Source organism: Saccharopolyspora sp. 6M (genome assembly GCF_020176775.1).
Lineage (GTDB): Bacteria > Actinomycetota > Actinomycetes > Mycobacteriales > Pseudonocardiaceae > Saccharopolyspora_C > Saccharopolyspora_C gregorii.
On the sequence record NZ_JAIUJZ010000088.1, the window covers coordinates 1 to 26,413 of the forward strand.

At 74.3% G+C, this 26,413-nt stretch carries 28 protein-coding genes; 10 read left to right on the forward strand and 18 right to left on the reverse strand.

The window, feature by feature from the left end:
• Positions 1-158 precede the first annotated feature (158 nt).
• The 5 genes from LCD31_RS13585 to LCD31_RS13605 all read right to left on the reverse strand — a co-directional run bounded on the left by LCD31_RS13585 (position 159) and on the right by LCD31_RS13605 (position 5,934).
• On the reverse strand, positions 159-689 hold the full coding sequence (locus tag LCD31_RS13585) for a YbjN domain-containing protein (protein WP_224958494.1): 531 nt from the start codon (positions 687-689) through the stop codon (positions 159-161).
• Entirely contained in the window at positions 686-1,975 is a 1,290-nt protein-coding gene (gene mshA, locus LCD31_RS13590; RefSeq protein ID WP_224958495.1) for a D-inositol-3-phosphate glycosyltransferase, read from the reverse strand. Before mshA ends, LCD31_RS13585 begins: the two co-directional genes overlap by 4 nt.
• 230 nt (positions 1,976-2,205) lie before the next feature.
• Positions 2,206-3,369, reverse strand: coding sequence for an Ig-like domain-containing protein (locus tag LCD31_RS13595; protein ID WP_224958496.1), 1,164 nt, complete (start codon positions 3,367-3,369; stop codon positions 2,206-2,208).
• A 297-nt stretch (positions 3,370-3,666) separates the two neighbouring features.
• Positions 3,667-4,680, reverse strand: coding sequence for a S1 family peptidase (locus tag LCD31_RS13600; RefSeq protein WP_224958497.1), 1,014 nt, complete (start codon positions 4,678-4,680; stop codon positions 3,667-3,669).
• Positions 4,681-4,827: 147 nt separating this feature from the next.
• Positions 4,828-5,934, reverse strand: coding sequence for a UDP-N-acetylmuramate dehydrogenase (locus tag LCD31_RS13605; RefSeq protein WP_224958520.1), 1,107 nt, complete (start codon positions 5,932-5,934; stop codon positions 4,828-4,830).
• Positions 5,935-5,971: 37 nt separating this feature from the next.
• On the opposite strand from LCD31_RS13605, the gene LCD31_RS13610 reads away from it, so the two are divergent.
• The 3 genes from LCD31_RS13610 to purU are packed head-to-tail and all read left to right on the forward strand — an operon-like array spanning position 5,972 to position 8,289.
• Positions 5,972-6,490, forward strand: coding sequence for a DUF2505 domain-containing protein (locus tag LCD31_RS13610; protein ID WP_224958498.1), 519 nt, complete (start codon positions 5,972-5,974; stop codon positions 6,488-6,490).
• Between the two features lie 26 nt (positions 6,491-6,516).
• On the forward strand, positions 6,517-7,377 hold the full coding sequence (locus LCD31_RS13615) for a class I SAM-dependent methyltransferase (RefSeq protein WP_224958499.1): 861 nt from the start codon (positions 6,517-6,519) through the stop codon (positions 7,375-7,377).
• Positions 7,378-7,422: 45 nt separating this feature from the next.
• Positions 7,423-8,289: a formyltetrahydrofolate deformylase gene (gene purU / locus LCD31_RS13620; RefSeq protein ID WP_224958500.1), complete on the forward strand. Its 867-nt coding sequence runs from the start codon at positions 7,423-7,425 to the stop codon at positions 8,287-8,289.
• 6 nt (positions 8,290-8,295) lie between these two features.
• On the opposite strand, the gene LCD31_RS13625 is transcribed toward purU, so the two are convergent.
• The 6 genes from LCD31_RS13625 to LCD31_RS13650 form a co-directional block, all read right to left on the reverse strand.
• Positions 8,296-8,862 carry a YbaK/EbsC family protein gene (locus tag LCD31_RS13625; protein WP_224958501.1) on the reverse strand — a complete coding sequence of 189 codons (567 nt, stop codon included), beginning with the start codon at positions 8,860-8,862 and terminating at the stop codon, positions 8,296-8,298.
• A 73-nt stretch (positions 8,863-8,935) separates the two neighbouring features.
• Positions 8,936-9,724, reverse strand: a complete 789-nt coding sequence (locus LCD31_RS13630) for an alpha/beta fold hydrolase (protein WP_224958502.1) — start codon at positions 9,722-9,724, stop codon at positions 8,936-8,938.
• Positions 9,721-10,038: a DUF2516 family protein gene (locus LCD31_RS13635; protein WP_373689992.1), complete on the reverse strand. Its 318-nt coding sequence runs from the start codon at positions 10,036-10,038 to the stop codon at positions 9,721-9,723. The genes LCD31_RS13630 and LCD31_RS13635 overlap by 4 nt, the downstream gene beginning before the upstream one ends.
• 64 nt (positions 10,039-10,102) lie before the next feature.
• Positions 10,103-10,780 (reverse strand): hypothetical protein, encoded by a 678-nt coding sequence (locus LCD31_RS13640; RefSeq protein WP_224958503.1) that lies wholly within the window; start codon positions 10,778-10,780, stop codon positions 10,103-10,105.
• Positions 10,781-10,785: 5 nt separating this feature from the next.
• The gene (locus LCD31_RS13645; protein WP_224958504.1) at positions 10,786-11,205 is read right to left on the reverse strand and encodes a helix-turn-helix domain-containing protein; all 420 of its coding nucleotides are present in this window, start codon (positions 11,203-11,205) and stop codon (positions 10,786-10,788) included.
• An 83-nt stretch (positions 11,206-11,288) separates the two neighbouring features.
• Complete coding sequence (locus LCD31_RS13650) at positions 11,289-11,675, reverse strand: VOC family protein (protein ID WP_224958505.1); 387 nt, start codon at positions 11,673-11,675, stop codon at positions 11,289-11,291.
• A gap of 317 nt (positions 11,676-11,992) precedes the next feature.
• On the opposite strand from LCD31_RS13650, the gene LCD31_RS13655 reads away from it, so the two are divergent.
• On the forward strand, positions 11,993-12,538 hold the full coding sequence (locus LCD31_RS13655; protein WP_224958506.1) for a CGNR zinc finger domain-containing protein: 546 nt from the start codon (positions 11,993-11,995) through the stop codon (positions 12,536-12,538).
• Between the two features lie 66 nt (positions 12,539-12,604).
• Here LCD31_RS13655 and LCD31_RS13660 read toward each other — a convergent pair whose 3' ends face one another.
• Complete coding sequence (locus LCD31_RS13660; RefSeq protein WP_224958523.1) at positions 12,605-13,813, reverse strand: DUF445 domain-containing protein; 1,209 nt, start codon at positions 13,811-13,813, stop codon at positions 12,605-12,607.
• Positions 13,814-14,024: 211 nt separating this feature from the next.
• Between LCD31_RS13660 and LCD31_RS13665 the strand changes: the two genes are divergently transcribed.
• Positions 14,025-15,197, forward strand: coding sequence for a pyridoxal phosphate-dependent aminotransferase (locus LCD31_RS13665; RefSeq protein WP_224958507.1), 1,173 nt, complete (start codon positions 14,025-14,027; stop codon positions 15,195-15,197).
• Between the two features lie 23 nt (positions 15,198-15,220).
• Here LCD31_RS13665 and LCD31_RS13670 read toward each other — a convergent pair whose 3' ends face one another.
• From LCD31_RS13670 to LCD31_RS13690, 5 genes are read right to left on the reverse strand one after another with little or no spacing between them, the layout of a single operon-like run.
• Entirely contained in the window at positions 15,221-15,886 is a 666-nt protein-coding gene (locus LCD31_RS13670) for a CHAT domain-containing protein (RefSeq protein ID WP_308015847.1), read from the reverse strand.
• Positions 15,814-17,970, reverse strand: a complete 2,157-nt coding sequence (locus tag LCD31_RS13675) for a tetratricopeptide repeat protein (RefSeq protein ID WP_224958508.1) — start codon at positions 17,968-17,970, stop codon at positions 15,814-15,816. Before LCD31_RS13675 ends, LCD31_RS13670 begins: the two co-directional genes overlap by 73 nt.
• Positions 17,967-18,455, reverse strand: coding sequence for a hypothetical protein (locus LCD31_RS13680; protein ID WP_224958509.1), 489 nt, complete (start codon positions 18,453-18,455; stop codon positions 17,967-17,969). Before LCD31_RS13680 ends, LCD31_RS13675 begins: the two co-directional genes overlap by 4 nt.
• Entirely contained in the window at positions 18,452-19,045 is a 594-nt protein-coding gene (locus tag LCD31_RS13685; RefSeq protein WP_224958511.1) for an RNA polymerase sigma factor, read from the reverse strand. The genes LCD31_RS13680 and LCD31_RS13685 overlap by 4 nt, the downstream gene beginning before the upstream one ends.
• A gap of 60 nt (positions 19,046-19,105) precedes the next feature.
• Complete coding sequence (locus LCD31_RS13690; RefSeq protein WP_224958512.1) at positions 19,106-20,236, reverse strand: S8/S53 family peptidase; 1,131 nt, start codon at positions 20,234-20,236, stop codon at positions 19,106-19,108.
• Between the two features lie 227 nt (positions 20,237-20,463).
• On the opposite strand from LCD31_RS13690, the gene LCD31_RS13695 reads away from it, so the two are divergent.
• Entirely contained in the window at positions 20,464-21,279 is an 816-nt protein-coding gene (locus tag LCD31_RS13695) for a hypothetical protein (RefSeq protein ID WP_224958514.1), read from the forward strand.
• Positions 21,280-21,520: 241 nt separating this feature from the next.
• On the opposite strand, the gene LCD31_RS13700 is transcribed toward LCD31_RS13695, so the two are convergent.
• A complete protein-coding gene (locus LCD31_RS13700) occupies positions 21,521-22,948 on the reverse strand; it encodes a PLP-dependent aminotransferase family protein (protein ID WP_224958515.1) in 1,428 nt (475 codons plus the stop codon).
• 70 nt (positions 22,949-23,018) lie between these two features.
• Here LCD31_RS13700 and LCD31_RS13705 point away from each other — a divergent pair, with 70 nt between their 5' ends.
• From LCD31_RS13705 to LCD31_RS13720, 4 genes are all read left to right on the forward strand, one after another.
• Positions 23,019-23,654: a YitT family protein gene (locus LCD31_RS13705; RefSeq protein ID WP_224958516.1), complete on the forward strand. Its 636-nt coding sequence runs from the start codon at positions 23,019-23,021 to the stop codon at positions 23,652-23,654.
• An 8-nt stretch (positions 23,655-23,662) separates the two neighbouring features.
• Positions 23,663-24,550 (forward strand): protein phosphatase 2C domain-containing protein, encoded by an 888-nt coding sequence (locus LCD31_RS13710; RefSeq protein WP_224958517.1) that lies wholly within the window; start codon positions 23,663-23,665, stop codon positions 24,548-24,550.
• Between the two features lie 250 nt (positions 24,551-24,800).
• Positions 24,801-25,022: a hypothetical protein gene (locus LCD31_RS13715; RefSeq protein ID WP_224958518.1), complete on the forward strand. Its 222-nt coding sequence runs from the start codon at positions 24,801-24,803 to the stop codon at positions 25,020-25,022.
• 617 nt (positions 25,023-25,639) lie between these two features.
• Complete coding sequence (locus LCD31_RS13720) at positions 25,640-26,071, forward strand: hypothetical protein (protein ID WP_224958519.1); 432 nt, start codon at positions 25,640-25,642, stop codon at positions 26,069-26,071.
• The last annotated feature ends 342 nt before the right edge of the window (positions 26,072-26,413 follow it).

Genomic DNA, 26,413 nt, shown 5'->3' on the forward strand with positions numbered 1-26,413 from the left:
GTTCCAGCACGTGGGGGGGGGCGGGCGCCCCGGGCGGCCCCGGGTGCCCCCCGCCCACTGGGCCCGCTGGCGGGAACTCACGCGTGGGGCGGTTCGAGCTCGCGACTCCCCCTCTCTCCCGAGCCGCCCCTCGCGTCCGCTGTCGCAGCGGACGCCGATCACCGCTCCCGCGAGGTCTCCCCGCCGTCGTCCGCCGGGGCCAGCGGACCGTCCCGCCGCACCAGCTGCTCGAACGGGCGCAGGTTCGCCAGCGACTCGCCGCGCGACTCCCGCCAGCCCCACTCCCGGCGGATCGCCGTGCCGAAACCCAGCTCCAGCAAGGTGTTGAAGTCGCCGTCCGCGGCCTCCAGCACCTGCCCGAGCACCCGGTCGACCTCCTCCGCCGTCACCGCGTGCAGGCCGATCCGGCCCACCAGGTACACGTCCCCGGTCCCGTCGATCGTGTAGTGCACGCCGTAGAGCCGGGCGTTGCGGCGCAGCAGGAACCGGTAGACGTCCTCGTGCGCCTCGTCCGGCTGCCTGCACACGAAGGCCTCCACGACCAGCGCGTGCTCGGCGACGATCAGCCAGCAGTTCGTCTGCAGCTTCTTCGTGCCCGGCAGCGTCACGAAGAACCGGCCGCCGTCCTCCCGCCGGTAGTCCAGTTCGCTCGCGTCCAGCGCGGCCGCGATCGTCGCCTCGACCGTCATGCCGTCACCTCCAGGTCGAACTGCGAGTGGAAGGCGCGCTTCGCCCGCGCGTAGGTCTCCAGCAGCGCCTCCGTGGTCCGGTCCCAGGAGAACGCCTCGGCGTGCGCGACCGTGCCCGCGGCCAGCTCGGCGCGCAGCCCGGCCTCGGTCACCGACCCCAGCGCGTCCGCCCACTGGCCGGTGCGGTGCCCCGGCACCAGCAATCCCGAGCGGCCGTCCGCGACCGCCACCGGCAGGCCGCCCACCGACGCCGCCACCACCGGCGTGCCGCAGGCCTGCGCCTCCAGCGCCACCAGCCCGAACGACTCGTTGTAGCTGGGCACCGCCACCACGTCCGCCGCGCGGTACACGTCGGCCAGCGCCGCACCGCCCTGCGGCGGCAGGAACCGCACCACGTCGGTGATGCCGAGTTCCCCCGCCAGCTCGTGCAGCGACTCCGGCCGGTCCAGGCCGCTGCCGGAGGGACCGCCGACCACCAGCACCTCCAGCCGCGCACGCAGCTCCGGGCGGCGCGCCAGCAGCTCCGCGGTGGCGCGCAGCAGCACGTCCGGTGCCTTCAACGGCTGGATGCGGCCCACGAACGCGAACACCAGCGCGTCCGGCCGCACCCCGAACCGGGCGCGGGCCGCGGTCGCGTCGCCCGGGGTGAACCGGCGCAGGTCCACGCCCGGCGGGATCGTCTCGACCTCGTCGGGGGACGCGCCGTAGAGCCGCACCAGGTCGTCGGCCTCCACCTCGGTGTTCGCGACGAGCCGGTCCGCTTCGGCGACCACCTGCTCCTCGCCGAGCACCCGCACCCGCGGCTCCGGGGTGTCGCCGGCGGCGAGCGCGGCGTTCTTCACCTTCGCCAAGGTGTGCGCGGTGTGCACCAGCGGCACGCCCCAGCGCTCCCGCGCCAGCCAGCCGACCTGCCCGGACAGCCAGTAGTGCGAGTGCACCACGTCGTAGAACCCCGGCTCGTGCCGCGCCTCCGCGCGCAGCGCGCCCGCCGCGAACGCGCACAGCTGCGCGGGCAGCTCGTTCTTGTCCAGCCCCTCGAACGGTCCGGCCACCACGTGCCGCACCGTCACGCCCGGCGCCAGCTCCGCCACCGGTGGCACCTCGGAGGACGTGGCGCGGGTGAAGATCTCCACCTCGGTGCCGTGCTCGGCCAGCCGGGTCGCGGTCTGGGCGATGTAGACGTTCATCCCGCCCGCATCACCGGTGCCCGGCTGCTCCAGCGGCGAAGTGTGCAACGAGAACACGGCGGCGCGGCGCGGCCGCATCCGGGCGGTGCCAGAGGTCATCGACTAAGCCCTATCGCAAACGTGGTGGTGGAGCGCCCTCGCCCACGGCGCCCGGGTCCGGAACGCCCTGGGTCCCGACACCGGGCCGGGGGAAAACATTCCTGGGCGGCCGAGCGCAGCCCGCTGACGCTACCCCGCCCACCGCACCGACCGGCCCGGACGCGGCACGCCCGGTGACGGTGTTCACAGCGCGGGACCCGGAAGAGCGGCTCAGCGCGAGCCGCGGGAGATCACAGCGCGGACTTCTGCGTCCACTGGTCCCAGTCGAGCATCCAGTCGAACACGTCGTACCGCGGCTCCATCGAGGCGACCGCGCCGGTGACCTCGATCGGGTCGCCGACCAGCGCGGTGTCGAAGTAGCTCTTCGCGTCGGCCTCGCTCAGGTTGATGCAGCCGTGCGAGGTGTTGACCTTGCCGAGGTTGGCGCGGTTCTCCTCGTTCTCGTGGATGAACTCGCCGTGGTTGGACATCCGGACGGCCCACTTCTTCTCCACGTCGGTGTAGCCGTAGCGCGGGTTGTCCATGATCTCGACGGGGTTCTTCTGCATCACGATGTAGGTGCCGTTGGGCGTGTTCAGCTCCGGGTCGTGGTCCTTGCCGTAGCTGGCCGCGTAGCTGGCGACCTGCTTGCCGTCCCGCTCCACGACCATCTGGTGGGTGGAGGCGTCGGCCTTCACGACCTGCGAGCGGCCGATGGTGAACTCGGTGGTCAGGTCGGAGCGGCCGTACTCGCCCTCGCCGTAGTGCACGCCGTAGAGGTCGGCGTCCACCTCGACCTCGGTGCCCGCGGGCCAGTACTCCTTCGGCCGCCAGTCCACCTGGGTGTCCGACAGCCACGCCCAGGCGCCTTCGACGGGCACCGAGGTGCGGACCTTCAGCGCGCGCTCGGCGGCGGCCTTGTCGGTGACGGGGTCGTCGAACTTCACGCTGATCGGCATCGCGACGCCGACCTCGCTGTGGTCGGTCGGGTTGACGGTGGCGCGGACCTGCTTGGCCGGGGAGATCGTGGTGAAGCTGCCCTGCACCGGGACGCTCTTGCCGTCGGTGCCGGTGGCCTCGCCGGACCAGGTGTAGGTCTTGCCGTAGCCGAGCTGCTCGCCCGCGGTCCAGCTGAGGCCGTCGTCGGCGAGATCGCCCTCGACCTCCTTGCCGTCGCCGTTGGTCAGCGCGACGTCGTCGAGCTTGCCGCCTTCGACGCTGACCTTCACCGGCGCGGCCGGGTTCACGTCGGAGCCGCCGCCGGGTTCGAGGTGCACCTTGGCGAGCGGGGCCTGCGCCTGCGTGCCGCCGCCGGTTCCGCCCCCGTCCGTGGACTGCGTCCCGCAGCCCGATAGCAGCAGCACGGCCACCAGCGTTCCCGCCAGCGCGGTCCACAGCTGCCGTACCCGACTCACCCTGCTCAGCACTCCTCGACCCCGATCCGTTCCGACGTGGTTCTCACAACCGCAAGACGTGCGGCGCCTCGAAAAGATGCCGCCGATCAACAGTGTGTCGTGTCACAGGATCGCCATCGCGGGCGCCCCCGGCATGCTTGAGCCGCTCTTTCGAGTGAACAATCCTCACCCGGCAGAGCTATGACCAGGGGGAACCATGATCGCCCGCCGTGTTCAACCGCCATCCGGCCGCTCTCCGCCCCGCACCGCTCCGCCACCGACGGGCCGAGGGTGGGGCAACTCACCGCTCATCCACGATCACACCGGGAGTTGGCGGTGCAGCACGCACAGCTCCACGTCCAGCTCCGCGAGGACGTCCGCGATGGGGCTCGCGAACCCGGTCATCCCGCTGCGGGTGCCCGCGAACAGCAGCCCGACCACCCGGCCGTCGTCGTTGACCACGGCACCGCCGGCGTCCCCGACCCGCAGGAAGCAGCCGCCGCCCGGCGGGCAGTCGATCCGGATCTGCTCCCGCAGCACGCGCACGCCCAGCGCCGCCCCGTGATCCACCCGCACCGTCACGTCCACCGAGGTCACCACCCCGCTGGTCACCCCGCTGCCGTAGCCGCACTTGCGCACCTGCTCGCCCGGGTAGGCGGCGCACTGCCCCGTCACCGGTCCGATGCCCGGGATCACCGGCGAGTGACCGACGCCCCTGCCCAGGGTGACCGCGGCCGCGTCCACCCGGCCGGACAGCGCGCCCCGCGCCAAGTCCGCGTACACGTGACCGGTGTCCGGATCGACCATCCGGTCGCCGACCGCCCAGCCGTCGTCCAAGCAGGCCACGTCGAACGTCGTCAGCCCCATCGTCGCCACCGCGGGCGGGTGCCCCACGACCAGCGCGCCCAGGGTGCCGGTGCGGCGGTAGCGGCCCGCGTACCGGGCGTCCGGCGGGGCCAGCTGCACCGAGCGGCAGGGAGCCAGCCCGTCGCCGCCGGTCACCGCGCCGTCGTGCGCGAAACCGCGGCCGCGCAGCGCCACCGACTCCTCCGCGCACGTGTGCACGTGCTGGAGCAGCGGTTTCTCCTCGATGACGTCGGTGGGGATGCCGAGCACGTCCGGCGGGATCTGGGTACCCGGCCACACCCGGTCGGCCGGGCGCTTGCGCGCCACCGACACGACGATGCCCTGTTCGCCGGTGAACCGGCCCGCGGTGCGCTTCTCACCGATGTCGACCGCGGTGACGCCGGGGAGGTCCAGCAGCTGGTCCTCGACCGCGCGCTTGATCGGCCTGATGACCGCTCTGTCCCGAAGTTCCCTGATGCTGAGCATGGCGGCCCCCTCCAGCAACCATTTAACACTCAGGGTTAACCGTTAGTCACGAAGAGTCACCCTTCCGGCCGGTCGGCAGTCAGGTGAACCCGGATCCGGAACAGGCCTCCGGCCGCGGCCGGACGTGGAGCGCGAGCCGCGCGGGGCTCAGAGCGAACAGTCCACCAGCACCGGCTCCGGCGCCAGCGACACGCCGAACGCCGAGCTCACCCCGTCCCGCACTTCACGCGCAAGGTGGAGCAGGTCCGCCGTGCTCGCCGAGCCCCGGTTCGTCAGCGCGAGGGTGTGCTTGCCGGACAGCGCGGTCCGCCCGCCCGGACCGGAGTGGCCCTTGCCGAACCCGGCGCGGTCGATCAACCAGGCCGCGGACAGCTTCGTGCGCCCCTCCGATGCCGGGTACTGCGGCACCTTCTCGTCCGGTCCGACGTGGGCCGCGATCAGCTCCAGCACCCCGGGCAGGTCCGCCGCCTCCACGATCGGGTTGGTGAAGAAGGAGCCCGCGCTCCACGTGTCGTGGTCGTCCGGGTCGAGCACCATGCCCTTCGAACGCCGTAAACGCAGCACCGCTTCGCGCACCCGGACCACGTCGACGCGCGCCCCCGGGTTCACGTCGAGCTCGCGGGCCAGCTCGGCGTACCGGATCGGCGCCGACTGACCGCCGTCGCGCAGCAGGTAGCGGGCGCGCAGCACCACCGCGTCGTCGGTGTGCTTGAGGATGCTGCCCCGGTAGACGAGCCCGAGGTCGTCGGCGAGCACGGTGCGGATCCGCCCGGTGCGCCGGTCCAGCAGGTCCACCGAAACGAGCATCTCGGAGATCTCCACGCCGTAGGCGCCGACGTTCTGCACCGGGGTGGCGCCGGTGAGCCCGGGGATCCCGGACAAGCACTCCAGGTTGCCGAGCCCCTGGTGGACGGTGTCGGCGACGACGTCGTCCCAGTCCTCGCCCGCTTCGACGGTGAGCTGCACGAACCCGTCCACGATGTCGTAGCGGCGCCCGCCGGTGGCGATCCGCACGACGCGGCCGTCGAAGCCCTCGTCGGCGATCACCAGGTTGGAGCCGCCGCCGAGCACCAGCAGCCGCTGGCCCGCCGCGTCGGACTCGCGGACCGCCTCGGCCAGCTGGTCCGGGTGTTCGGCCACGACGAGCTCGGCGGCCGGCCCGCCGAGGCGCAGCGTGGTGTGGCCGGACAGGACGTGGGCCGCCGGGTCGCCGGTCTGCGGCGCGCCACCGCTGGTTCCTTCGGAGCCGGACATCGAGGGGTTCACGATTGCCAAAGGTAACCTTCCGCCCATGGCACGCCGCATCGAGCACCGCAGCACCTCCGAGTGGCCCGCATCGCAGGTGCATGCGGCGCTCATCGACATCGACTATCTGCGGGAACGCCTCGACCAGCTCGAGGGCGGGCGCAACGAGCTCGTGCAGCACACCGCGGACGGCGATGCGGTGCGCTTCCAGATCCGCCAGGGCGTGCCCACCGATTCGCTCCCCCCGATCGCGCGCACCGTCGCCGGGGCGGGTGACCTGGTGATCGACCGCAGCGAGTCGTGGCGGTGCGAGCAGGACGGCCACTACGCGGGCGAGATCGCCGCCGAGGTCGCCGGGGTGCCGTGCACCATCACCGGATCGATGTGGCTGCGCGACCTGACCGGCGGAACCGGCGCCAGCGAACTGCTGGTGGAGGGCGAAGTGCGGGTGTCCGTGCCGTTCCTCGGCGGCAAGCTGGAGGACCTCGTCGCCGAACAGGTGCAGAAGCTGCTCGCCGCGGAGGAGCGCTTCACCACCGAGTGGCTGGCCCGCCCGCGGAGCTGACCACGGATGATCTTCACCGCCCGCTCATGAACCAGCCCCGCAAGAAGGCGCCGCGCCTGGCCGCCGGGCGCGCCCGCGCGCTCGGGGTGCCGACCCGCGGCACCACCAACCCGAACCGGCTGCGCCGCGTGGACCGCTGGATCGCCGGTACCCCGTGGGTCGCCCGCGCGCTGTCCGGCGCCGCCGATCCCCTGGTGATCGACCTCGGCTACGGCGCCACCCCGGTCACCACCGTCGAGTTCGCGGCCCGGCTGCGGCCGGTGCGCCCCGACGCGCGGGTGTTCGGGCTGGAGATCGACCCGGATCGGGTGGCCGCGGGCAAGGCCGTCGCCGCCCCGCCCGCGCTGGAGTTCCGGCGCGGCGGCTTCGAACTCGCGGGGCTCGCCGCGGGCATCGGCGGTGCGGACGGCCCGGCGCTGGTGCGGGCGTTGAACGTGCTGCGCCAGTACACCGAGCCGGAGGCGTGGAAGGCCTGGGACGAGCTGCGCGGACGGCTCGCCCCGGACGGGCTGCTGGTGGAGGGGACCTGCGACGAGATCGGGCGCCGCTGCTGCTGGGTGGCGCTGGACCGGTCCGGGCCGCGCACCCTGACGCTGGCCTGCTTGCCCTCCGACATGGACCGGCCGTCGGACCTGGCGGAACGGCTGCCGAAGACGCTGATCCACCGCAACGTGCCCGGTGAGAAGGTGCACGCGCTGTTCACCGACCTGGACGCCTGCTGGGCGCGGGCCGCGCCGCGAGCACCGTTCGGCCCGCGCGCCCGCTGGGCGGAGGCGGTGCGGCGGTTCGCCGAGCTGGGCTGGCCGGTGCGGGACCGGCCGCGGCGCTGGCGGCTGGGCGAGCTGACCGTCGACTGGGCCGCGGTGGATCCGCGCACCTCGGGGTGACATCACCCGGCCGGGCCGGTCGGCGCAGTGCGATACTCCGCAACCGTGTCCGCTCGATTCGTCATCACCCTCGGCTGCCCCGACCGCACGGGGATCGTGGCCCGCATCGCCACGTTCCTCGCCGACCACGGCGGTTGGATCGTGGAAGCCGGGTACCACACCGACGTCGAGACCGGCTGGTTCTTCACCCGCCAGGTCGTGCGCGCGGACTCGCTGCCGTTCGGGCTGGCGGAGCTGCGGGAGCGCTTCGCGCAGGTCGCCGACGAGCTGGGCAGCACCAACTGGCGGGTGAGCGACACCTCCGAGCGGCGCCGGGTGGTGCTGCTGGTGTCCCGCGAGGGCCACTGCCTGCACGACCTGCTCGGCCGCGTCGCCTCCGGCGAGCTGGACGTGGACCTGCGCGCCGTCATCGGCAACCACCCGCGGCTGCGCGGCATCACCGAGGCGCACGGCGTGCCGTTCCACCACGTTCCGTTCCCCGCCGGCTCCGACCCGGACGACAAGGGCGCCGCGTTCCAGGAGGTGCGGGCGCTGGTCGAAGGGCACGACCCGCACGCGATCGTGCTCGCCCGGTTCATGCAGATCGTGCCGCCGGCGGTGTGCGAGGAGTGGGCCGGACGCGCGCTGAACATCCACCACAGCTTCCTGCCCTCGTTCGCCGGTGCGCGGCCCTACCACCAGGCCTACGAGCGCGGGGTGAAGCTCGTCGGGGCGACCTGCCACTACGTCACGCCGGAACTCGACGCGGGCCCCATCGTCGAGCAGGACGTGATCCGGGTGGACCACACCGACGCGGCCACCGACATGGTGCGCAAGGGACGGGACATCGAGAAGGTCGTGCTGGCCCGCGGTCTCCGCGCGCACCTCGAGGACCGGGTCCTGGTCCACGACAAGCGGACCGTGGTGTTCTGACCCGGCTCAGCCCACCGGGCGGGCGAGGTCGTCGAGCACTTCGGCCGCGGGCAGGCGGGCCAGCAGCGCGCCCGGCGCGATGATCTTCGACCGGCGCAGGCCGCTGCCGACGACCGCGGCGGGCGCGCTCGCCACCGCGGCGTCCACCAGCAGCGGCCAGTCGGCGGGCAGCCCGAACGGCGTGATCCCGCCGTACTCCATCCCGGTCAGCCGCACCGCCTCGTCCATCGGCGCGAACGACGCCTTCCGCACGTCCAGCCGCCGCTTCACCACGCCGTTCACGTCGGCGCGCGTCGTGGCCAGGACCAGGCAGGCGGCGTACCGCAGCTCGCCGGCGCGCTTGCCCGCCACGACCACGCAGTTCGCCGACAGCTCCAGCGGGGAGGCGTACTCGGCGCAGAACGCGGCGGTGTCCGCGAGCTCCGGGTCGATCTCGGCGACCCCGACGAGCTCCGCTTCCGCCGCGGGCAGGGCCGCGACGGCGTCGCGGACCGGCTCGGCCAGCAGTTCGGGACGTTCCAGCGCCGAGCCCACCTCGAGGGTTCCGGCGGCGCGCGACCAGTCGAGAGCCATGCGCCGACGGTACGAGCACTCCGCCCCGGCGCGTCCGGCCGGGGTCAGCGCGCTCCCGCAGCTGCGGGGCTCGTCACCCCAGGAAATCGGCGAGCAGCCGCCGCAGCTCCCGGCGGTGGGTGAACAGCGGCGCCACCGACGGCAGCACCTCCAGCCGCGAGCCCGGGATCGCGGCCGCGGTCGCCCGCGCCGCCGCCACCGGGTGCAGCGGATCGTCCGTGCCGGTCAGCACCAGCACGTCCGACCGGACCGCCCGCAGGGCCGTCGCGTCGTCGACCACCGCGCGGTCGCCCAGCGCGCGCAGCGCGGGCCCCAACCGCAGCAGGGCCGAGGTGCGGGCCGCCAGGTGGTCGCCCAGCTGCGCGCCGGGCGGGAACTCGGCGGCCACCCGCTCGCGCAGCGCGGCACCGCCGTCGGCACCGGCGGCCGCGACCGCCTCCGCCAACCGCTCCAGCGCCCACGCCGAGGACATCTCCCGCCCGCCGTCCAGCACCGCGGGCAGCAGCAGCGCGAGCCGTTCGAACCTGCCCGGATCCGCCGCGGCCGCGCGGGTCAGCGCGCCCGTGCCCAGCGACACCCCGACCGCGCGGGTCGCACCGACCGCGTCCGCCGCGGCCAGCACGTCCGCCGCCAGCACGCCGTAGTCCCAGTAGTCCGCGGGCGGGTCCGCGGCGTCGCCGTGGCCCGCGAAGGTCAGCACCACGCGCGTGCCCGGCAGCCCGGAGGCCGGGATCCGCGCCTCGCCCGGAGTCGCGCCCAGCCCGTGGGTCACCAGCGTCACCGGCGCACCCCGGCCGTACCCGCGCCAGCGCGCGCCCGAGGGCAGCACGCCCTCGTCGGCGCGCAGCTCGCCGCCGATCACCAGGAGCTGCCGCGCTGCACCTCGGTGACCTTCGGGCGCACGTCCAGCAGGTACACCAGCACCCCGACCAACCCGGCCAGCCAGATGATCGTGATGGGACCGCTGGTGAACACCGCCAGCAGCACCAGCCCGGCACCGGTGATGCCCAGCCACGCCGGCTTGGACAGCTTGCCCACCGCGGTGAACGCGTCCGCGCGCTGCATCAGCGCGTGCACGAAGGCGTACAGCCCCAGCGGCAGACCGGCAAGCCAGATGACCTTCAAGATCCAGAACTGCAGCAACAGCTCCGGCGGACCGCTGAATGACAACTCCACCACTCCACCCTACGTGTGAGCGGGACCCCGGAGCAGCCCTCCGGGGTCCCGCGCTCGATCGGCGTCAGCTGTCGGACTTGCCGGTCGCCTTCGGCTTCGCGGTGCTCTTCGCGCCGCTCTTCGGCGCGCTCTTGGCGGCGGCGGTCCGGTTCGCGGCCTTGCGCGTGGTGCTGCGGGTCGCGGTGGCCGCGTCGGAACCGGCGCCCGCGACCGCGTCGGCCACGTCGCCCGCGGTGTCGCGGACCTGCTCCGCGGCCTGGTCGCCCGCCTTCTCGGTGGCCTCGGCGGCCTTCTCGCCCCAGGAGCGGGTGGTGCGGGTGACCTTGCCGAGCACGTCGTCGGCGAGCACCCGGGCGTCGCCGACCGCGCTGTCCACCCGGCCCTGGACCTGCTCCAGCTGGCTCCAGGCCTGCTTGACCTGCGGCTGGGACTGGAGGCGCTCGAAGGTCGTCTCGCCGCGCTCGGCGAGGTAGCCGTAGAGCTGGGCGGCGGAGCGGGTGTAGGCGTCGACGAGCTTGCGCAGCTCGGCCGGGTCGAAGCGCTCCTTGAGGTCGTTCGGCAGGTCGTTGACGCCGTGGCGCGCGGACTCGGCGCCCTCGCCGAGCCGGGCGCGCAGCTTGGTCAGCGCGTCGGCGATGGTCTGCGCGGCGAGGTCGCCCGCGCCCAGCGCGGCCAGCAGCGGCGTGCGGGCCTGCTCGGTGGCGTCGCCGCGGGTTTTGGTGTCGTTCTCGGAAGTCGGCATGGTGCTCACTCCTCGGCTGCTTCGGGGGTTTCGGTGCGGTCCGGCACGCCGGTGGCGCCGTCGTGCTCGCGCCGGAACGAGGCGTAGATGTCGAGCAGGACCTGCTTCTGCCGCTCGCCCAGGTCGGGGTCGGCGAGGATCGCGTCCACCACCGGGCCGCCCTCGCGCTGCTCCAGGATTCCGGCCTGCACGTAGAGCGCTTCGGCGGAGATGCGCAGCGCCTTGGCGATCTGCTGGAGGATCTCCGCGCTCGGCTTGCGCAGGCCGCGTTCGATCTGGCTGAGGTACGGGTTGGAGACGCCCGCGCTCTTGGCGAGCTCGCGCAGCGAGATCTGGGCGTTGCCGCGCTGCGCCCTGATGTACCCGCCGAGGTCGCTGACCGCCTGGTTCACGGCCTTGTTGACGGTCTTGTCCACCCGCTCCATGGATCCCGCTCCCTCCGGACGGTTCCCACGCTAACCACGAGTGCTAACTTTTGCAAGCACTCAGCTTGCACCCGCCCGGCGACTCACCCGACCGCGCACACGCAGAACGGGTGCCCGTCCGGATCGGCGTACACCCGGAACGGCGAGTCCTGCTGGTCCGGCGGCTGCGGCAGCGGCCGAGCACCGGCTCGCACCGCCCGCTCGTGCCCCTCCGCCAAGGTCGGCACCCGCACGTCGACGTGCATCATCTGCGGTCGCGCGTGATCCGGCCAGGTCGGCGGCACGTGGTCCGGATCCCGCTGGAACGCCAACGTCGGGCCGCCCGCCGGATCCGCCAGCTCCACCCAGTCCTCGTCCGATCCGGCGTCATCGACCTCCCAGCCCAGCAAGCGCCGGTAGAACTCCGCCAGCGCGCGCGGATCGGGCGTGTCGATGGCGAACGCGACGATCGACAGCGGGGACTCGGACATGGGCACGACCTTTCGCTCGAAGGGGGACCTCAACTCGACCGGGGGTTCGCCGGCCAGGGATCGACCGCGGCACCCGGGCGCAGCGCGGCCACCGCCTCGGGCCAGCGGGCCGCGAACCTGCCCAACGCCTGCGGCCGGATCCCGGCATCCTCCGCCCGCCCGGCACCTCCCGCTCGGCCGCCGGACCGTTTCCGCTGCACTGCCACTCCCACGAGATCCACGACTCCCCTAACCGGTGTTCACGTATGAGCAGTTAGTAACCGACGACAGGAGTATGAGGGTTATCGACGCACGCTGCAACCGGCTAATCGAATACGATGGTGTTCGTGAACAGCAGAGCCGTCGCCGACCGAGTCCCTGCGAACTCCGCCGCGGACCTGGACGCCGAACGCGACGTCGAGCTGGTGCTGGCCTTCCTCAACACCTCCGACGCCGAAACGGGCACCGACGTCCTCGACTCCGCGGACCAGTGGCGGGCGTGGTCCGCCGGACGCGGCCTGGGCGAAGCCGGAGACCGCGGTTCCGCGCGGCGCGTCCGCGAAGCGATGCGCACCGCGGTGTCCTGCGACCGGTCCGCCCCGCGCCCCGATGCCGACGTGATCACCTGGCCCGTGCCCGTCGTCCTCCAGGACGGCGTACCGGTGCTGGGCGGGCAGGACGCGCTGGGCCGCGTGCTGGCCGCCGCCGTGCACCTGGTGCACACCGGCCACTGGAACCGGATCAAGATCTGCCCGGCCGAGGACTGCCTGTGGGCGTTCTACGACCGGTCGCGGAACAAGTCCCGCACCTGGTGCTCGATGCGGGTGTGCGGCAACCGCGAGAAGGCGCGCTCCTGGCGCGAGCGGCACGCGACCGCCGAGTGAGCACCCGCCGCCGCGCTCGCCGCGCCGAGCGCGGTGAACCGCGCCGCCGACCGCGACGTCCGGACGTCAGAGCAGCAGCTGGGACAGGGCGTAGATCACCAGGCCGGCCAGCGCACCCACCACGGTGCCGTTGATCCGGATGAACTGGAGGTCCCGCCCGACCTGGAGCTCGATCTTCCGCGAGGTCTCCTCGGCGTCCCAGCGCTCCACCGTGTCGGTGATCAACGTGGTGATCTCGGTGCGGTAGTGCGACACCACGTACACCGCGGCGCTCTCCACCCAGCCGTCCACCTTGGCGCGCAGCTCCGGTTCGGTGGCCAGCCTGCGACCGAGCCCGCGCAGCCCGTCGCGCACCCGCAGCCGCAGCTCGCTCGACGGATCCTCGGCGGCGTCCAGCAGCATCTTCTTCGCGGTGCTCCACGCGGAGGCGACGAGGTTCTGCACCTCCGGGTGCGCCACCACCTGCTGCTTGATCTGCTCGGCCCGCTCCATCGTCTTCGGGTCGTGCTGCAGGTCGTGCGCGAACTCCACCAGGAAGCGGTCCACCGCCTTGCGCATCTGGTGGTCCGGGTCGGTCTTGACCGCCCACGCGAAGGACAGCACCTCGGCGTAGATCTTGTCCGCGACCATCCCGTCGAAGAACCGCGGCGACCAGGACGGGGCGCGCTGGCTCACCACGCGCAGCACCGTCGCGTGGTTGTCCCGCGCCCAGTCGTAGGCGCGGTCGCAGATCAGGTCCACCAGCTTGTGGTGGGTGCCGTCGGCGAACACCTGGGACAGGATGCGGCCCAGCGGCGGACCCCACGGCTGCTCCAGGACCTTCCGCAGCACCGATTGCTCCAGCACCGCCTGCACGTCGTCGTCGCGCAGCACCTGCACGGCACCGCGCACCGCGGTCGCCAGCTCGGAGGTGACGCGTTCGGCGTGCGCCTCGTCGTCCAGCCAGGTCCCGACCCGCGCCCCGATCTCCGCCCGCCCCAGCTTGTCCCGCACCACCGGTTCGGCCAGGAAGTTGTCGCCGACGAAGGCGCCGAGGTTCTGGCCGAGCGCGTCCTTGCGGGTCGGGATGATCGCGGTGTGCGGGATCGGCAGCCCCAGCGGCCTGCGGAACAGGGCCGTCACCGCGAACCAGTCCGCCAGCGCGCCGACCATCCCCGCCTCGGCCGCGGCGCGGACGTAGCCGACCCACGCGGCGGCGCCGTTGTTCTCCTGCCAGCGGGCGATCACGAAGATCACGGTCGCGACGAGGAGGAGCCCGCCCGCGACGGCCTTCATCCGCCGCAGCGCCCGCCGCTTGACCTGGTCCGCATCCGCTGCCGCAGTCTGTGCCACCCCACGATTGTGGCAGCAGCGGGCACCGGCACCGATCGCTTCGCGCCGGACGGCGCCCGCGGTGACGGAACCCGCCCGGCCGCGCACGCCGCGCGACCGCCGCGGTTCCGGCACGTGGGACGACCGGGCCGCCCGGAGCAGTAGAGTGCCGGACGTGCGATCTCCCGCCCTCACCTCCCGGTTGCGCCCGTTCACCTCGACGATCTTCGCGGAGATCACCGAGCTGGCCCGAGAGCACGGGGCCGTGAACCTCGGGCAGGGCTTCCCGGACACCGACGGCCCCGCCGGGATGCTGCGGGTGGCGCAGCAGGCGATCGCCGACGGCGTGAACCAGTACCCGCCCGGCGCGGGCGAGCCGGACCTGCGCGCGGCGATCTCGGAGCACCGGAAGGCGCACTACGGGATCGAGCACGACCCCGACGGCGAAGTGCTGGTGACCGTCGGCGCCACCGAGGCGATCACCGCCTCGATGCTGGCGCTGCTCGAACCCGGCGACGAAGTCGTGCTCATCGAGCCCTACTACGACTCGTACCCGGTGGCGGTGGCGATGGCCGGGGCGGTGCGCCGCACGGTCGGCCTCCGGCAGGGCCCGGACCACCGGTTCGAACTCGACCTGGACGCGCTGCGCGCCGCCGTCGGACCGCGGACCAGGGCGCTGGTGGTGAACTCGCCGCACAACCCGACGGGCACCGTGCTCACCGACACCGAGTTGGCCGCGATCGCGCAGGTGTGCCGCGACCACGACCTGATCGCGATCACCGACGAGGTCTACGAGCACCTGCTCTACGACGGCCGGGCGCACACCCCGCTGGCGACCCTGCCGGGGATGGCCGAGCGGACGGTGACGATCTCCAGCGTGGGCAAGAGCTTCAGCGCCACCGGCTGGAAGATCGGCTGGGCGTGCGGCCCCGCGGAGCTCATCGGCGCGGTCCGCGCGGCGAAGCAGTTCCTCACCTTCGTCGGCGGCGCACCGTTCCAGCCCGCCGTGGCGCACGCGCTGCGCCACGAGCTGGACTGGGTCGCGCAACTGCGCGACGGCTTGCAGCGCAAGCGGGACCGGCTGGCCGAAGGGCTCACCGCGGCCGGGCTGGACGTGCTCGCCTCGGAGGGCACCTACTTCATCTGCGCCGACGTGCGGCCGCTCGGGTTCACCGACGGCGCCGAGCTGTGCCGGGCGCTGCCGGGGCGGGTCGGCGTCGCCGCGATCCCGGTGCAGGTGTTCTGCGACGACCCGGAGCCGGTGCGGCACCTGGTGCGCTTCGCGTTCTGCAAGCGGGACGAGGTGCTGGACGAGGGCATCCGCCGGTTGCACGGCCTGGCGGGCTGATCCCGCCGCGCTCCCCACCACGGTCAACCACCGTGGCCCAGGCAGAGGAAGCCCGCTTCGCCGTGCGCGGCCTGCGCGGCGGCGAGCGCTTCCGCGGGGCCGACGCCGCGGCGGAGCAACGAGTGCAGCGACATCATCACCCGCGCGGTGCGCTCGTCCGGGACCGGAACGACGCTGGCGATCACCGTCGCCGTGCCGCGTCCGAGCAGCGCGGCGGCCAACCCGGTGAGCTGCCCGGCGCGGGCCGGCACCGAACGCCCCGCCTCGCACGCGGAGAGCACCACCGTCCGCGGTCCGCGCCGCAACCGGTCCAGGTCGTAGCCGTACAGCGGGCCGTCGGCGAGCTCCAGGCAGGACAGCAGCGGCTGGTCGTCCCGGAACCGGCCGTGCGCGGCGATGTGCGCGATGGGGGCGCCGTCCACCGCCGCCAGCACCCGTTCCGCATCGGCGACGGCTCCGGTCAGCAGGCGCCCGCCACCGACCCGGTGCAGCGCCACGACCTCGCCCTCGGCGTGCTCCAGGCTCGGGCCGGACACCCACACCGGTTCGGCCGAGCCGCATTCGCGCGCCGCGTCGGTCCCGCCGCGCAGCCAGGCCCGCAACGACGGCGCGACGGTCACCCCGCGGCCGCGGCAGAGCGGGAGGGCGGCCCACGGCACCGCGTGCAGCGCGCCGGTCGGCACCACCACCAGCCGACGCCCCGGCGGGCGCCCCCCCCCCCCCCGGCGCCCCCCCCCCCGCGGGCCCCCCCCCCCCGGCCCCGGGGGGGGGGGGCCCGGCGCGCCCGCAGCCGCGCGCGGGGCGCCCCCCCCCCCCGCCGCCGCCGGGGCGCCCCCCCCCCCCCCCCGGGGCGCCCCCGCGCGCGCGCCCCGGCCGCCGCGGCCTCGGCGGCGCTCGCCGCGTACACGGCTCCCGCGCGCTGATCACCGGTCTCGGCCTGCCGGGCGAGCAGGTACCGCAGCCGCTGCGTCTCGTGCACCGCGTCGAGCTCGGCGCCGAGCTCGTGCAGCCGCGCGTTCCCGTCGACGACGGAGACCGCGTGCAGCACCCCCTCGTGCGCGAACAGGACCAGCAGGACGTCGCCGCGCAGCGCGGCGAGCACCTCGGCGGTCCCGGCGGGCTGCGCCGCGTCGATCGCCCCGCCGTCGACGAGCAGCGCCCGGTCCCGCACCCGCCGTTCCAGCGCACCGATCTCGGACAGCGCCGAGCGCAACCGGCTGCCGTCGGCCTCCGCCGCGCCGGACACCGCGGACCGCAGCCGGACCAGGGCCGAGCCCAGCTCCGGATCGGTGGGCGGGCGCACCGAGCGGCGGTGCGCCGCGCCCAGCCGGTGCCGTTCGACCCACCTCAGCACCAGCCGCGGATCACCGGAGCGCAGCGCGGCGCCGACCGCGACCGAGCCGAGCTCCTCGGCCAGCCCGAACGCCTCGATCCGCGGTTCCCACGCCGCGATCCCGCTCGCGTAGCTCGCCACCGCGCGCAACCCGCGGCGGCAGGCGGCGAACAACCGGTCGTGGTCCCCGGCATCCGCCGCCAGCAGCGACTCCGCCAGCCAGCCCACCGTCAGCTGCCGGGTCGAGCCGGGTCCGCCGCCGCGCCCGGGCGCGGCCAGCTCCAGCAGGGCGCGCGCCGTGCTCCGCCTCCCCGCCCGTGCCGCTTCCCGGCCGGCGACGAGCCACACCTCGGCGGCCGCCGTCGTCCAGCCGTGCTCGGCGCAGGCGTGCCCGGCGCGCCGCGCCGCGGCCAGCGCGTAGCGGGACACCTGTCCCACCCGCAGCCGCGCCTGCCACTCCACCGCCACCGCCAGCGCGGCCCAGGAATGCCGCCGCTGCGAGCGGAACAACCTGGCGGCGCACCGGGCCGGGCGGATCGCCGCTTCCGGATCGCCCGCTCGCAGCGCGCACCCGGCCAGGGCCAGCCAGGTGTCGCCGAGCCGCGCCACCCGGCCCAGCCGCTGCAACCGGGAAGCCGCGCGGTGCAGCTCCTCCCGCGCCTGGTCGTGCAGTCCCACCTCGGCCAGCGCTTCGGCCCGGTCGACACGGATCTCCGGGTGCCCGGCCGGGTCGGCCCCGGCGGCGCGCGCCTCGTCGAACAGCCGCAGCGCCCGCGGCAGGTCCCCGGCGCGCAGCGCCACGCAGCCCCGGTTGTGCCTGCACAGCGCGGCGCGCTGGTCCCGCCCCGCGGCGCGGAACCGGTGCTCGGCGGCGGCCAGGTCGGCCTCCGCCTCGTCGAGCCGATTGCGGTACAGGTGTGCGAGGCCGCGCGCGACGTGCGCGTTGGCCGCCCACTGGTGGTCCCCGCGCTCGGCAAGCCCCGGCAGCGCCGTCGAGAGCACCGCGACCGCCTCGTCCTGCCGGTCCTGCTGGAACAGCAGCACGCCGCGCAGGCAGCTCGCCCGCACCGCGTCCTGGCCGGTGAGCTGCTGGGCCGCGGCCTCCAGGTGCCGCCACGCCGCCTCCGGGTCTCCCCGGTCCAGCTCGACCCACGCGCAGGTGAGCAGGACCTGCGCGGCCCGATCGGGCAACCGTTCCCGCCGCGCCGCCGCCAGCGCGACCCGCGCGTGCTGCCGAGCCTCCGCGGATCGGCCGCGCTCCACCGCGACCAGCGCCCGGATGTGCCTGGCCAGCACCCGCAGCTCGGGATCGCCGGAGCGGGCGAGCCAGCGGTCCGCCGCCCGCGCCGCCCCGTCCGGGTCCGCGCAGACCCGGTCCCGCCACCGCACCGCGGCCGAGATCGGCTCCGTGCTCGGCGCGAGGGCCGTCCCGGCGCTCAACAGACCAGCCAATCCGCGACGGCAGGCGCGGCGCCCACCGGCCGGAACACCAGGCCCAGCGGGCCCGCAGGCACGTCGGTCACCCGGAACGCGCCCGCCACGTCGAGCTCGGCGACGCACTGCCCGCCCGGATGCCGGAACAGCACGTCCCCCTCCGGCCTCCCCTGACCGGAGCGGCTGATCACCATGCCCGCGGCCCGGAACAGGCCCGGCACCGTCGGCACCAGGTCGAGCTCCACGATCCGCCCCGGCATCAGGAACGTGAGCACCCGCGGTTCCGCCGGATCCGGGGCGGCGCCACCGGACCGGACCGCGGCGGCCGCGTCGGCCGAGTCGCCGACCAGCTCCAACGCCGCCGCGCCCGACCGGGCACGCGCCAACCCGGCGGCGGCGTACGCGGCGTCGCGCACCCGCACCGGCGCCGGATCGCGGAGTTCGAACAGGTCGCGCAGCACGCGCAGCTCGGCGGGCATCCGGGGGCTCATCCGGCGGCCTCCTCGACGTTCCCGCCGGTCGCCAACCGTTCCCGCAGCGCCGCGAGGCAGCGGCCCTTCTTCGGGCCGATGCTGCCGCGCGGCATGCCGAGCGCCTGGCCGACCTGCGCGTAGCTGGCGTCCGGTGCCACCGCCACGACCCGCAGCAGCTGCTGGCAACGCCGGGAGAGCTGGGCGAACGCCTGCCACATCCGGGAGACCGCCACCGAGTGCAGCGCGCTGCTCTCCGGCCCGTCACCGGGATCCGGCAGGTCCAGCATCCCGGTGTCCCAGCCGACCGGAGATTCCCGGCGCCGGGCCTTCGACAGCCGGATCGCCTCGCGCCGGGCCGTCGTGGCCAGCCACCCTGGCAGCGCCCGCGGATCCCGCAGGGCGCCGAGGTTCTCCGCCAGCGACAGCCAGGTCACCTGGCACACGTCCTCGGCGTCGACGGCGCTCGGCGAGTACGCCCTGGCCGCCGCCCACACCACCGAGGCGTTGCGGTCGACGAGCTCCCGCCAGGCCGCAGGCTCACCGGCCGCGGCGCGGGCCAGCAACCGGGCGGCGTCGTCGGATTCGGAGACCTCGTGCACGGCGTGCATCGCGCTCCCTCCCCTCAAGATCGGTTTCCCGAGTAAGAGGAGCGAACCCCCCGCGCAGATTCACCGAACGCCGATTACCCCCCCGAACGGGTAACGCCGCACCGCGTCCCGAGCGGCCCGGTCGGCGTCGGCCCCGTCCCGGACCGCGCTCGCCGCCGCGGCCGCGACCCGCGGCGCGGCGAACGACGTCCCGCTCCAGCTCGCGTACCCGTAGTGCCGCTCGCCGCGCCTCCCCGGCAGCAGCCGCACGTGGCTGCTCACCACGTCCACCCCCGGCGCGCACGCGTCCACCCAGTCGCCCGAGCCGGAGAACTCGGCCACCGCACCACCGGGCCCGCTCGCCGCGACGGCCAGCACCCCCGGCAGCGCGGCGGGCCAGAACGGCCGGGACGAACCGTGGTTCCCGGCGGCGGCCACCACCACCGCACCGCCGAACCGCGCGAGCTCGGCCTCCAGCGCGGGCGGGCACCGGTCGCCCGGCGTGTGGCACCCGGCCGTCAGCAGCACCACGTCCACCCGCTCCCCGCCGCGGCGCAACGCGCGCAACCCTGCGGCGACGGTGAGGTCGTCGGTGAACCCGAGCGAGGACAGCACCCGGTGCGCCCGCACCACCACCCCCGGCGCGTGCTGCAGCAGCACGCCGGAGACGAAGGTGCCGTGCCCGGCCTGCCGGTCCTGCTCGGCGTCGTCGTCCGCGTCCAGGACCTCCGGCACCGGGTCGAACCGGTCCCGGCCCGCGAACCACGGATGCGGGTCGCAGCCGGTGTCGAGCACCCCGACGGTGACGCCCCACCGCTCCCGGGCCGGTTCCGGGACCGGCGCCGCAGGCTCCGCCTCCGCGCCCGTGCCGAACAGCACCGGGGCGCCGAACATCGTCGCGGACCCGACGTGCACGTGGTTGGCGCTCACCTCGGCGAACTCGTCGGCGATGGCCACGCAGCGATCTCGTTCGGACGTGCGCAGCCGGATCCGCGCGAGCTCCAGCCCGTCGTCGTGGTCGATGCCGTCCACCCAGCGGCGCAACCGGGACAGCACCGGGTCCAGCGAGCCGCGCGCGGTGATCAGCTCCCCGCGCCGCACCAGGCATTCGCCGGGGCCGCCGGGATCGTGGACCAGCAGGTCGTGCCCGTAGCGCGCCCAGCTCTCGCCGAGCTCCGCGACCGTCAACCGGGTGCCCGAGATCGAATCCACAGGGGACACTGTGCGATGGGTCACCACGATCGTCCACTTGAGGCATGCCGTCGGGTGAAATCTCCTGGCATCCCGGTGGCATCGAGCCAGCAGTGTTCGCCGCAACCGGTGGTAAGACACCGCCTGTCCGGGTGGTTGATACCGAGAAGGGCTGCCACCCATCCTATGGCGAGAGGAGCATTGACCCCTCGCGTTCGGCGGGAGCGGACCGACAGGCGGTGGTGAGGGTGACCGGGAGCTGGCGCAGGCGCTGGCCGCTCCTGCGCGCCTGGACCGCCCGCGCCGCCGCGACCGCGGGACTCGTCGGCGGCGCCTGGTTGCTGGCCGCGGGCCCGGCCGAGGCCGCACCGCAGCCGGACGTGGTGCCCGCGGTACGGGTCGAGGTGGCGAAGCCCGCCATCTCGTCGCCGGCCGCCGTCCGGCCCGCCATCGCCCGGCCCGACCCCGTCGAGATCACGGCGCCCAACGCCCCGGAACCGGTCCACGAGGACGTCCCCACCGATGCGGTGCAGCTCGGCGTCGCCGACCTCGCCGCCGACATCACGAGCGGCGTGCGCGCGGAGCTCGAACCGGTCGTCGAACCCGCGGAACCCGACCGCACCGAGCCGGACCTGGTGCAGCTGCTCCCCGACCGCGGCGGCACCGGCGCGGTGGCGACCACCGCACCACCGCCGGACGTCGCCACACCTCGCGCTCAGGCCCCGGAACGCGTCGAACCGGCTCCGCCCGTGCGGACCGAAGCTCCCGACACCGCCCAGCACCTCTCCGCACCCGCACCCGAGCCGCAGCACCAGGCCGCGCCGACGCCCGCACCGGTCGAGCACGGTGGCACCGCACCGCACCAGGGTCCGCCGGTCGGGCCGCCCGCCGTGGTGACCGCTTCCGCGGCGCCGAGCGGGTCCGGGCACGGCCTGCGCTGGATGCACGCCGTGCTGCCGGCCCGGCCGCACCTGCCCGGGCCGGTGCGCGCCGTCGGCGGCCACGTCGAAACGGTCATCTCGCGCGGCATCGCGCTGATCGAACCGTCCACCTCCCCCGACTGAACCGGACCGGCGGCACCCGGCACCGGGGCCGCCGCACCACCGAGGTCTCCGGTCCGGCCGACTGCGCCAGGCAGGACCGGTCGCGGGGCGCCCGCAGGCACGTGCACCAGGAACCTTGACCCCTCCTGAGCTGCGTGCCGCGCCCCGGTCCCGGTGCCGCGCTGCCCCAGCGGCGCCGGGACCACGCCCGAGATCGCCTTCCGGCCCGACGAGGGGCCGTGCCGGAAGCCGGTCCGGGTGCTCAGCTGATCGGCACCTCCAGCGGCCCCGGGTCGGGCATCCCGTCGAACCGGCCCGCCGCCGCGGCCAGCCGGCGCACGACCTCCCGGTGCTGCTCGACCGGCAGCGCGTACGGGATCCGCAGGTAGCGCTCCAGGTGGCCGTGCACCGCGAACCGGGACCCGGGCACCAGCCGCAGCCCGTGCTCCTCGGCGGCGATCGCGAACCTGCTGCTCACCGGAGTTCCCAGGTCGCACCACAGCGACAGCCCGCCGTCCGGGATCCGGAACCGCCAGCCCGGGACCTGCTCCGCGAGTTCCGCGATCATCGAGTCGCGCATCCCCGTCACCTCCTCCCGCCGTCGCCGCAGCGCCGGCTCCGGATCGGCCAGCAGCTCGGCCAGCACCAGCTGCTCCAGCACCGGGCTGCCGAGGTCCATCACCGCGCGCTCCAGCAGCAGGCGCTGCACCAGGTCCTCGGGCGCCCGCACCCATCCGAGCCGCATGCCGCCCCAGAACGCCTTGCCCGCCGAGCCGATCGTGATCACCCGGTCGTCGCCGAACGCGGCCACCGGTGGCGGCGGGGTGCGTCCGGTCAGGTCCAGTTCGACCAGGGTTTCGTCCACGACGGCCGTGGTGCGGGTGCGGCGCAGCATCGCGACCAGGCGTTCCCGGTCCTGCGCGGTCATCTGGATGCCGGTGGGGTTCTGGAAGTCCGGGATCAGGTAGGCCAGCTTCGGCGTGGTCTGCTGCAGCGTGGCGGACACCAGGTCCAGGTCCCAGCCCTCCGCGAGCATCGGCACCGCCACCGCCTCGGCGCCGGCACCGCGGATCGCCTGCAACGGGTTCGGGTAGGTGGGGTGCTCGACCAGCACCCGTTCGCCCGGGGAGACCAAGGTGCGCAGCACCAGCGCGAAGGCGTGCTGCGCGCCATTGGTGACCAGCACCTGCCGCGGGTTCGTCGGCAGGCCGCGGCGGGCGTGGTGCTCGGCGATGCGTTCGCGCAGTTCCGGCAGCCCGAGCGCCTGGTAGCCGTGGCCGCCGAGCTCCGCCGGGATGCGGCAGCGCGCGCGGTCCAGCGCGGCGGTGAACTCCGGCGGCGCCGGCAACGTGGCCTGCGCGAGGTTGATCAGGTCGGGGGTGCTGGGCGGCCAGCCGCCGGGGTCGGTGTGCGCCCGGTCGCCGGGCAGCCGCACCCACGAGCCGGAGCCCTGCCTGCTGGCCGCGAAGCCCTCGTCGCGCAGCAGGTCCAGCGCCCGCACCACGAGGGTGCGGCTCACCCCGAGCGCGTCGGCGAACTCGCGCTCCGCGGGCAGCCTGGTTCCGGGGGGAAGCCTGCCGTCGAGCACGAGCTGCCGCACCGCCTGGTGCAGCCCGCCGGAGGTGGCGCGGCCGGAGTGCCAGCTGCCGAGCAGTTCCGCGATGCCGCGGGAGCCGATTCGTCCTATCACGCGAGACACGAGTCCAATAGTTCCAGATTGGCTATCGTGATCGAGGCCAATCTCGACGTATCAACGACTCATGGCTTCAACCACCACCCCAGTGGATCTTTCACCGATGCCGGTGTCGGTGCGCCCGACGGCCCGGCTGGCGCAGCTGTTCGGCGGCTTGGCGCTCTACGGCACGAGCATGGCGCTGATGGTGCGCGCCGAGGTCGGCCTGTCGCCGTGGGACGTGTTGCACGACGGGCTGACCCAGCGCCTCGGGTGGAGCTTCGGGGCCGTCACAGCGCTGACCAGCGTCGTGGTGCTCGCGCTGTGGATCCCGCTGCGGCAGCGGCCGGGCATCGGAACGGTGGCGAACGTGGTGGTCATCGCGGTCTCGGTGGACCTCGTGCTGGGGCTGCTGCCGCCGTTGCACTGGTTGCCGGGGCAGGTGGCGCTGTTCGTGGCCGGCCTGGTGCTGAACGGGTTCGCGACCGCGGTGTACGTCGGCGCCCGGCTCGGGCCGGGTCCGCGCGACGGGCTGATGACCGGCCTGCACGCGCGCACCGGCTGGTCGGTGCGGCTGGTGCGGACCGGGATCGAGGTGGGCGTGCTGGTCGTCGGCTGGGCGCTCGGCGGTTCCGCGGGATTCGGGACGGTGCTGTACGCGGTGGGGATCGGGTGGATCACCCAGTTGTTCCTGCCGCTGGTGACGGTCCCGGGCCGCCGATGATCGGGGGCGTGGCGGACGTCGAGGTGGCCGAGCGGCCGGGCGATCGGTTGACCCCGGGAGCGGGGACGAGCGAGGACGTGGTGCTGGTGCTGCCGAACGCGGTGGCGGTGCTGGACGGCGCGACCTCGCTGCGACCGGACTCCCGGTCCGGCGGCTGGTACGCGGAGCGGCTGGCCGGGGCGCTGGAACCGCGGCTGGTGGATCGGAGCGCCGATCTGGCGGATGTCCTGGCCGAGTCGATCGCCGAGGTGGCGGCCCGCTTCGACCTCCGCCCCGGCGAGTCGCCGTCCAGCACGGCGGCGCTGCTGCGCTGGGACGAGGAGCAGGTGGAGGCCCTGGTGCTGGCGGACAGCCCGATCGTGCTGGACACCTCGGCCGGCGTGCGGGCGGTGACCGACGACCAGCTCGCCGCGCTGCGCCGCCGGAACCAGGGTCGCCGGAACCGGGGCGGCGGATTCCGGGACCGGCTCCGATCCGGCGGCGGGTTCGGAGCCGGGCACCGGGCGGCGCTGGGTGCGGCGATGGGCCGGACCTCGCGGTGGCGCAACGTCGAAGGCGGCTTCTGGGTGGCCGAGGCGGTGCCGGAAGCCGCCGCGCACGCCACCCGCGCGCGGTGCCCCCGCCACGAGGTGCGGGCGGCGCTGGTGATGACCGACGGCGTGTCCTGCGGCGTGCAGGACTACGGGATCTTCCCCGGTTGGCCGGAGCTGCTGGCCGCGGCGGAACGCGACGGCCCGGACGCCGTGCTGGCCGAGGTGCGGGCCGCGGAGGACGCCGATCCGCGGGGCGAGCGCTGGCCGCGGCCCAAGCGGCACGACGATCAGGCGCTGGCGCTGGTCCGGTTCGCCGACGACGCCCGGACCCACGATCCGGGGAAAAAAGATCTCTGCACCTAGAGACAATCCGCATACCACCAAGTAACCTGGTGGTGTCCACCTGACCCCCAGGGGTGGACTTCACGCCCCCGCACTCCCGGTGACCCCCAGGCCGGTCGAGCGCGGGGGCGTCCTACGTTCGGGTGGAGTTTGTTTTCCTGCGCAACGGAGTTCCGCTTCACTCGTTTGAGTGGGCAAGGGAACCTGCCGCCACTGTCGGCAGTCGTACCGACGGCACGCAGCACGACTCCGAAATGGGGAGGGATCGCCCGTGGACTTGCACACCCGGATCGAACTGTTCGGTGGTCCAGAAGACGGTCGGGAGATCACCCTGCCCGCGGGCGCGGCCGGCGGGCCGCTCTCCCCCATCCCCGTCCCCCGCGACGGCGAGGACCCGACCGCCGCTTATGTGAAGGACCACCAGCGGCCGCACGGGGTGTGGATCTACAAGTACACGGTCAGCCCGACGATCCGGCAGTCCCCGGTGCAGTGAGACCACCGCGGTGGGCGGTGGGCTCGGCGGGGTCGGCTCGGTGCGGCGAGCCCGGCGGTGCAGCCAGCGCGGTGAAACTGGTGCGGTCCGGCCAGTGCAGTGGACCTGGCGCGGCCCAGCCAGTGCAGTGAACTTTATGCGGTCCGGCGACGCGGTGGACTCGGTGCGATTCTGCCGACGCGGTCGACTCAGTGCGGCGAACCCGGCGGAGGTAGCCCGGCAGCGCGGCGAACCCGGCACGGCCCGGCCGGCGGCGTGAACCTGGTGCGGCTCGGCAGGCGCAGCGAACCTGATGCGGTCCAGCCGGCGCAGTGGACTTGGTGCGGTCCGGCCGGCGCAGTGGACTTGGTGCGGTCCGGCCGGCGCAGTGGACTTGGCGCGGTGACCCGGACCGAAGATTCGGCAGCGCGGTGAACTCCGCGCGGTGAGCCCTGGAGCAGCGGCTCCGGCGTGCGGCTCGCCAGCTCGCACCCGGCGCGGCGCCTCCGGCGCGCGGGTGGCACGGAACCCCGACATCACCCCTCTCCGATGTGACCCCGATCACCTAGGGCAACCGGTTGCTTCCCGTCGCGTCTTCCGGACAGATCACGAAGCAAGCGACAATTTCGGAGGCAATCATGCGCAGCACCGCCATCGTGGGTTCCGTTCTCGCCGCAGGCCTTTCCCTCGTCGGCATCGCCGGTCTCGCCGGAGTCGCGAATTCGGAGGCCACCACGAACTTCATGGGCGCCAAGTCGAGCTACCCCTCGGTGCCGGGCCCGCAGCCGATGGACGTGGCCCACGGCGCCCTCCAAGCACCCGACGGCTCCTACTGGGACGTGTACTCCCGAGACGTGAGCGGTGGCCACGCCGGCGCCGAGAACGCGCACAACGTCATCGGCCTTTACCTCGACCTCGACCCGTCGCAGGTCAGCGACCCCAACGGCTACGCCGAAGACGTCTTCGGCAACTACGACTGCTCGCTCGTCACCCAGGAGGACACCCCGCGCATGGGAGTGAGCTGCGACGACGGCCAGCTCCCGGTCGTCGCCTTCCAGCAGGCGAGCTGACCGGCGGCACCACGCCCGCCGAGCTCCACCCACGCACCACCCGCCGACACGGCGATCGAATCCAGCGCATCGCGCGAACCATTCCACTCCAGCACGAATGACCCGATCGCCCTCGCACGCCCGAATTCGCCACCACTGAATTCCACGACACCGAATTCCACGGCGCCGAGAACAAGTCGGCAGCAATCCGGGACCGCGCACAATTCCGCGACGATCCCCACCATTCCACCGGCCACCCCGCGCACCCCCCCGCCGGGGTGGGCGAGGTGGGCCCCCAACCCCCCCCCCCCCCCCCCCCCCCACACCCCGGACAGCGCGAACCGGACCGCGACCAGCAGCCGC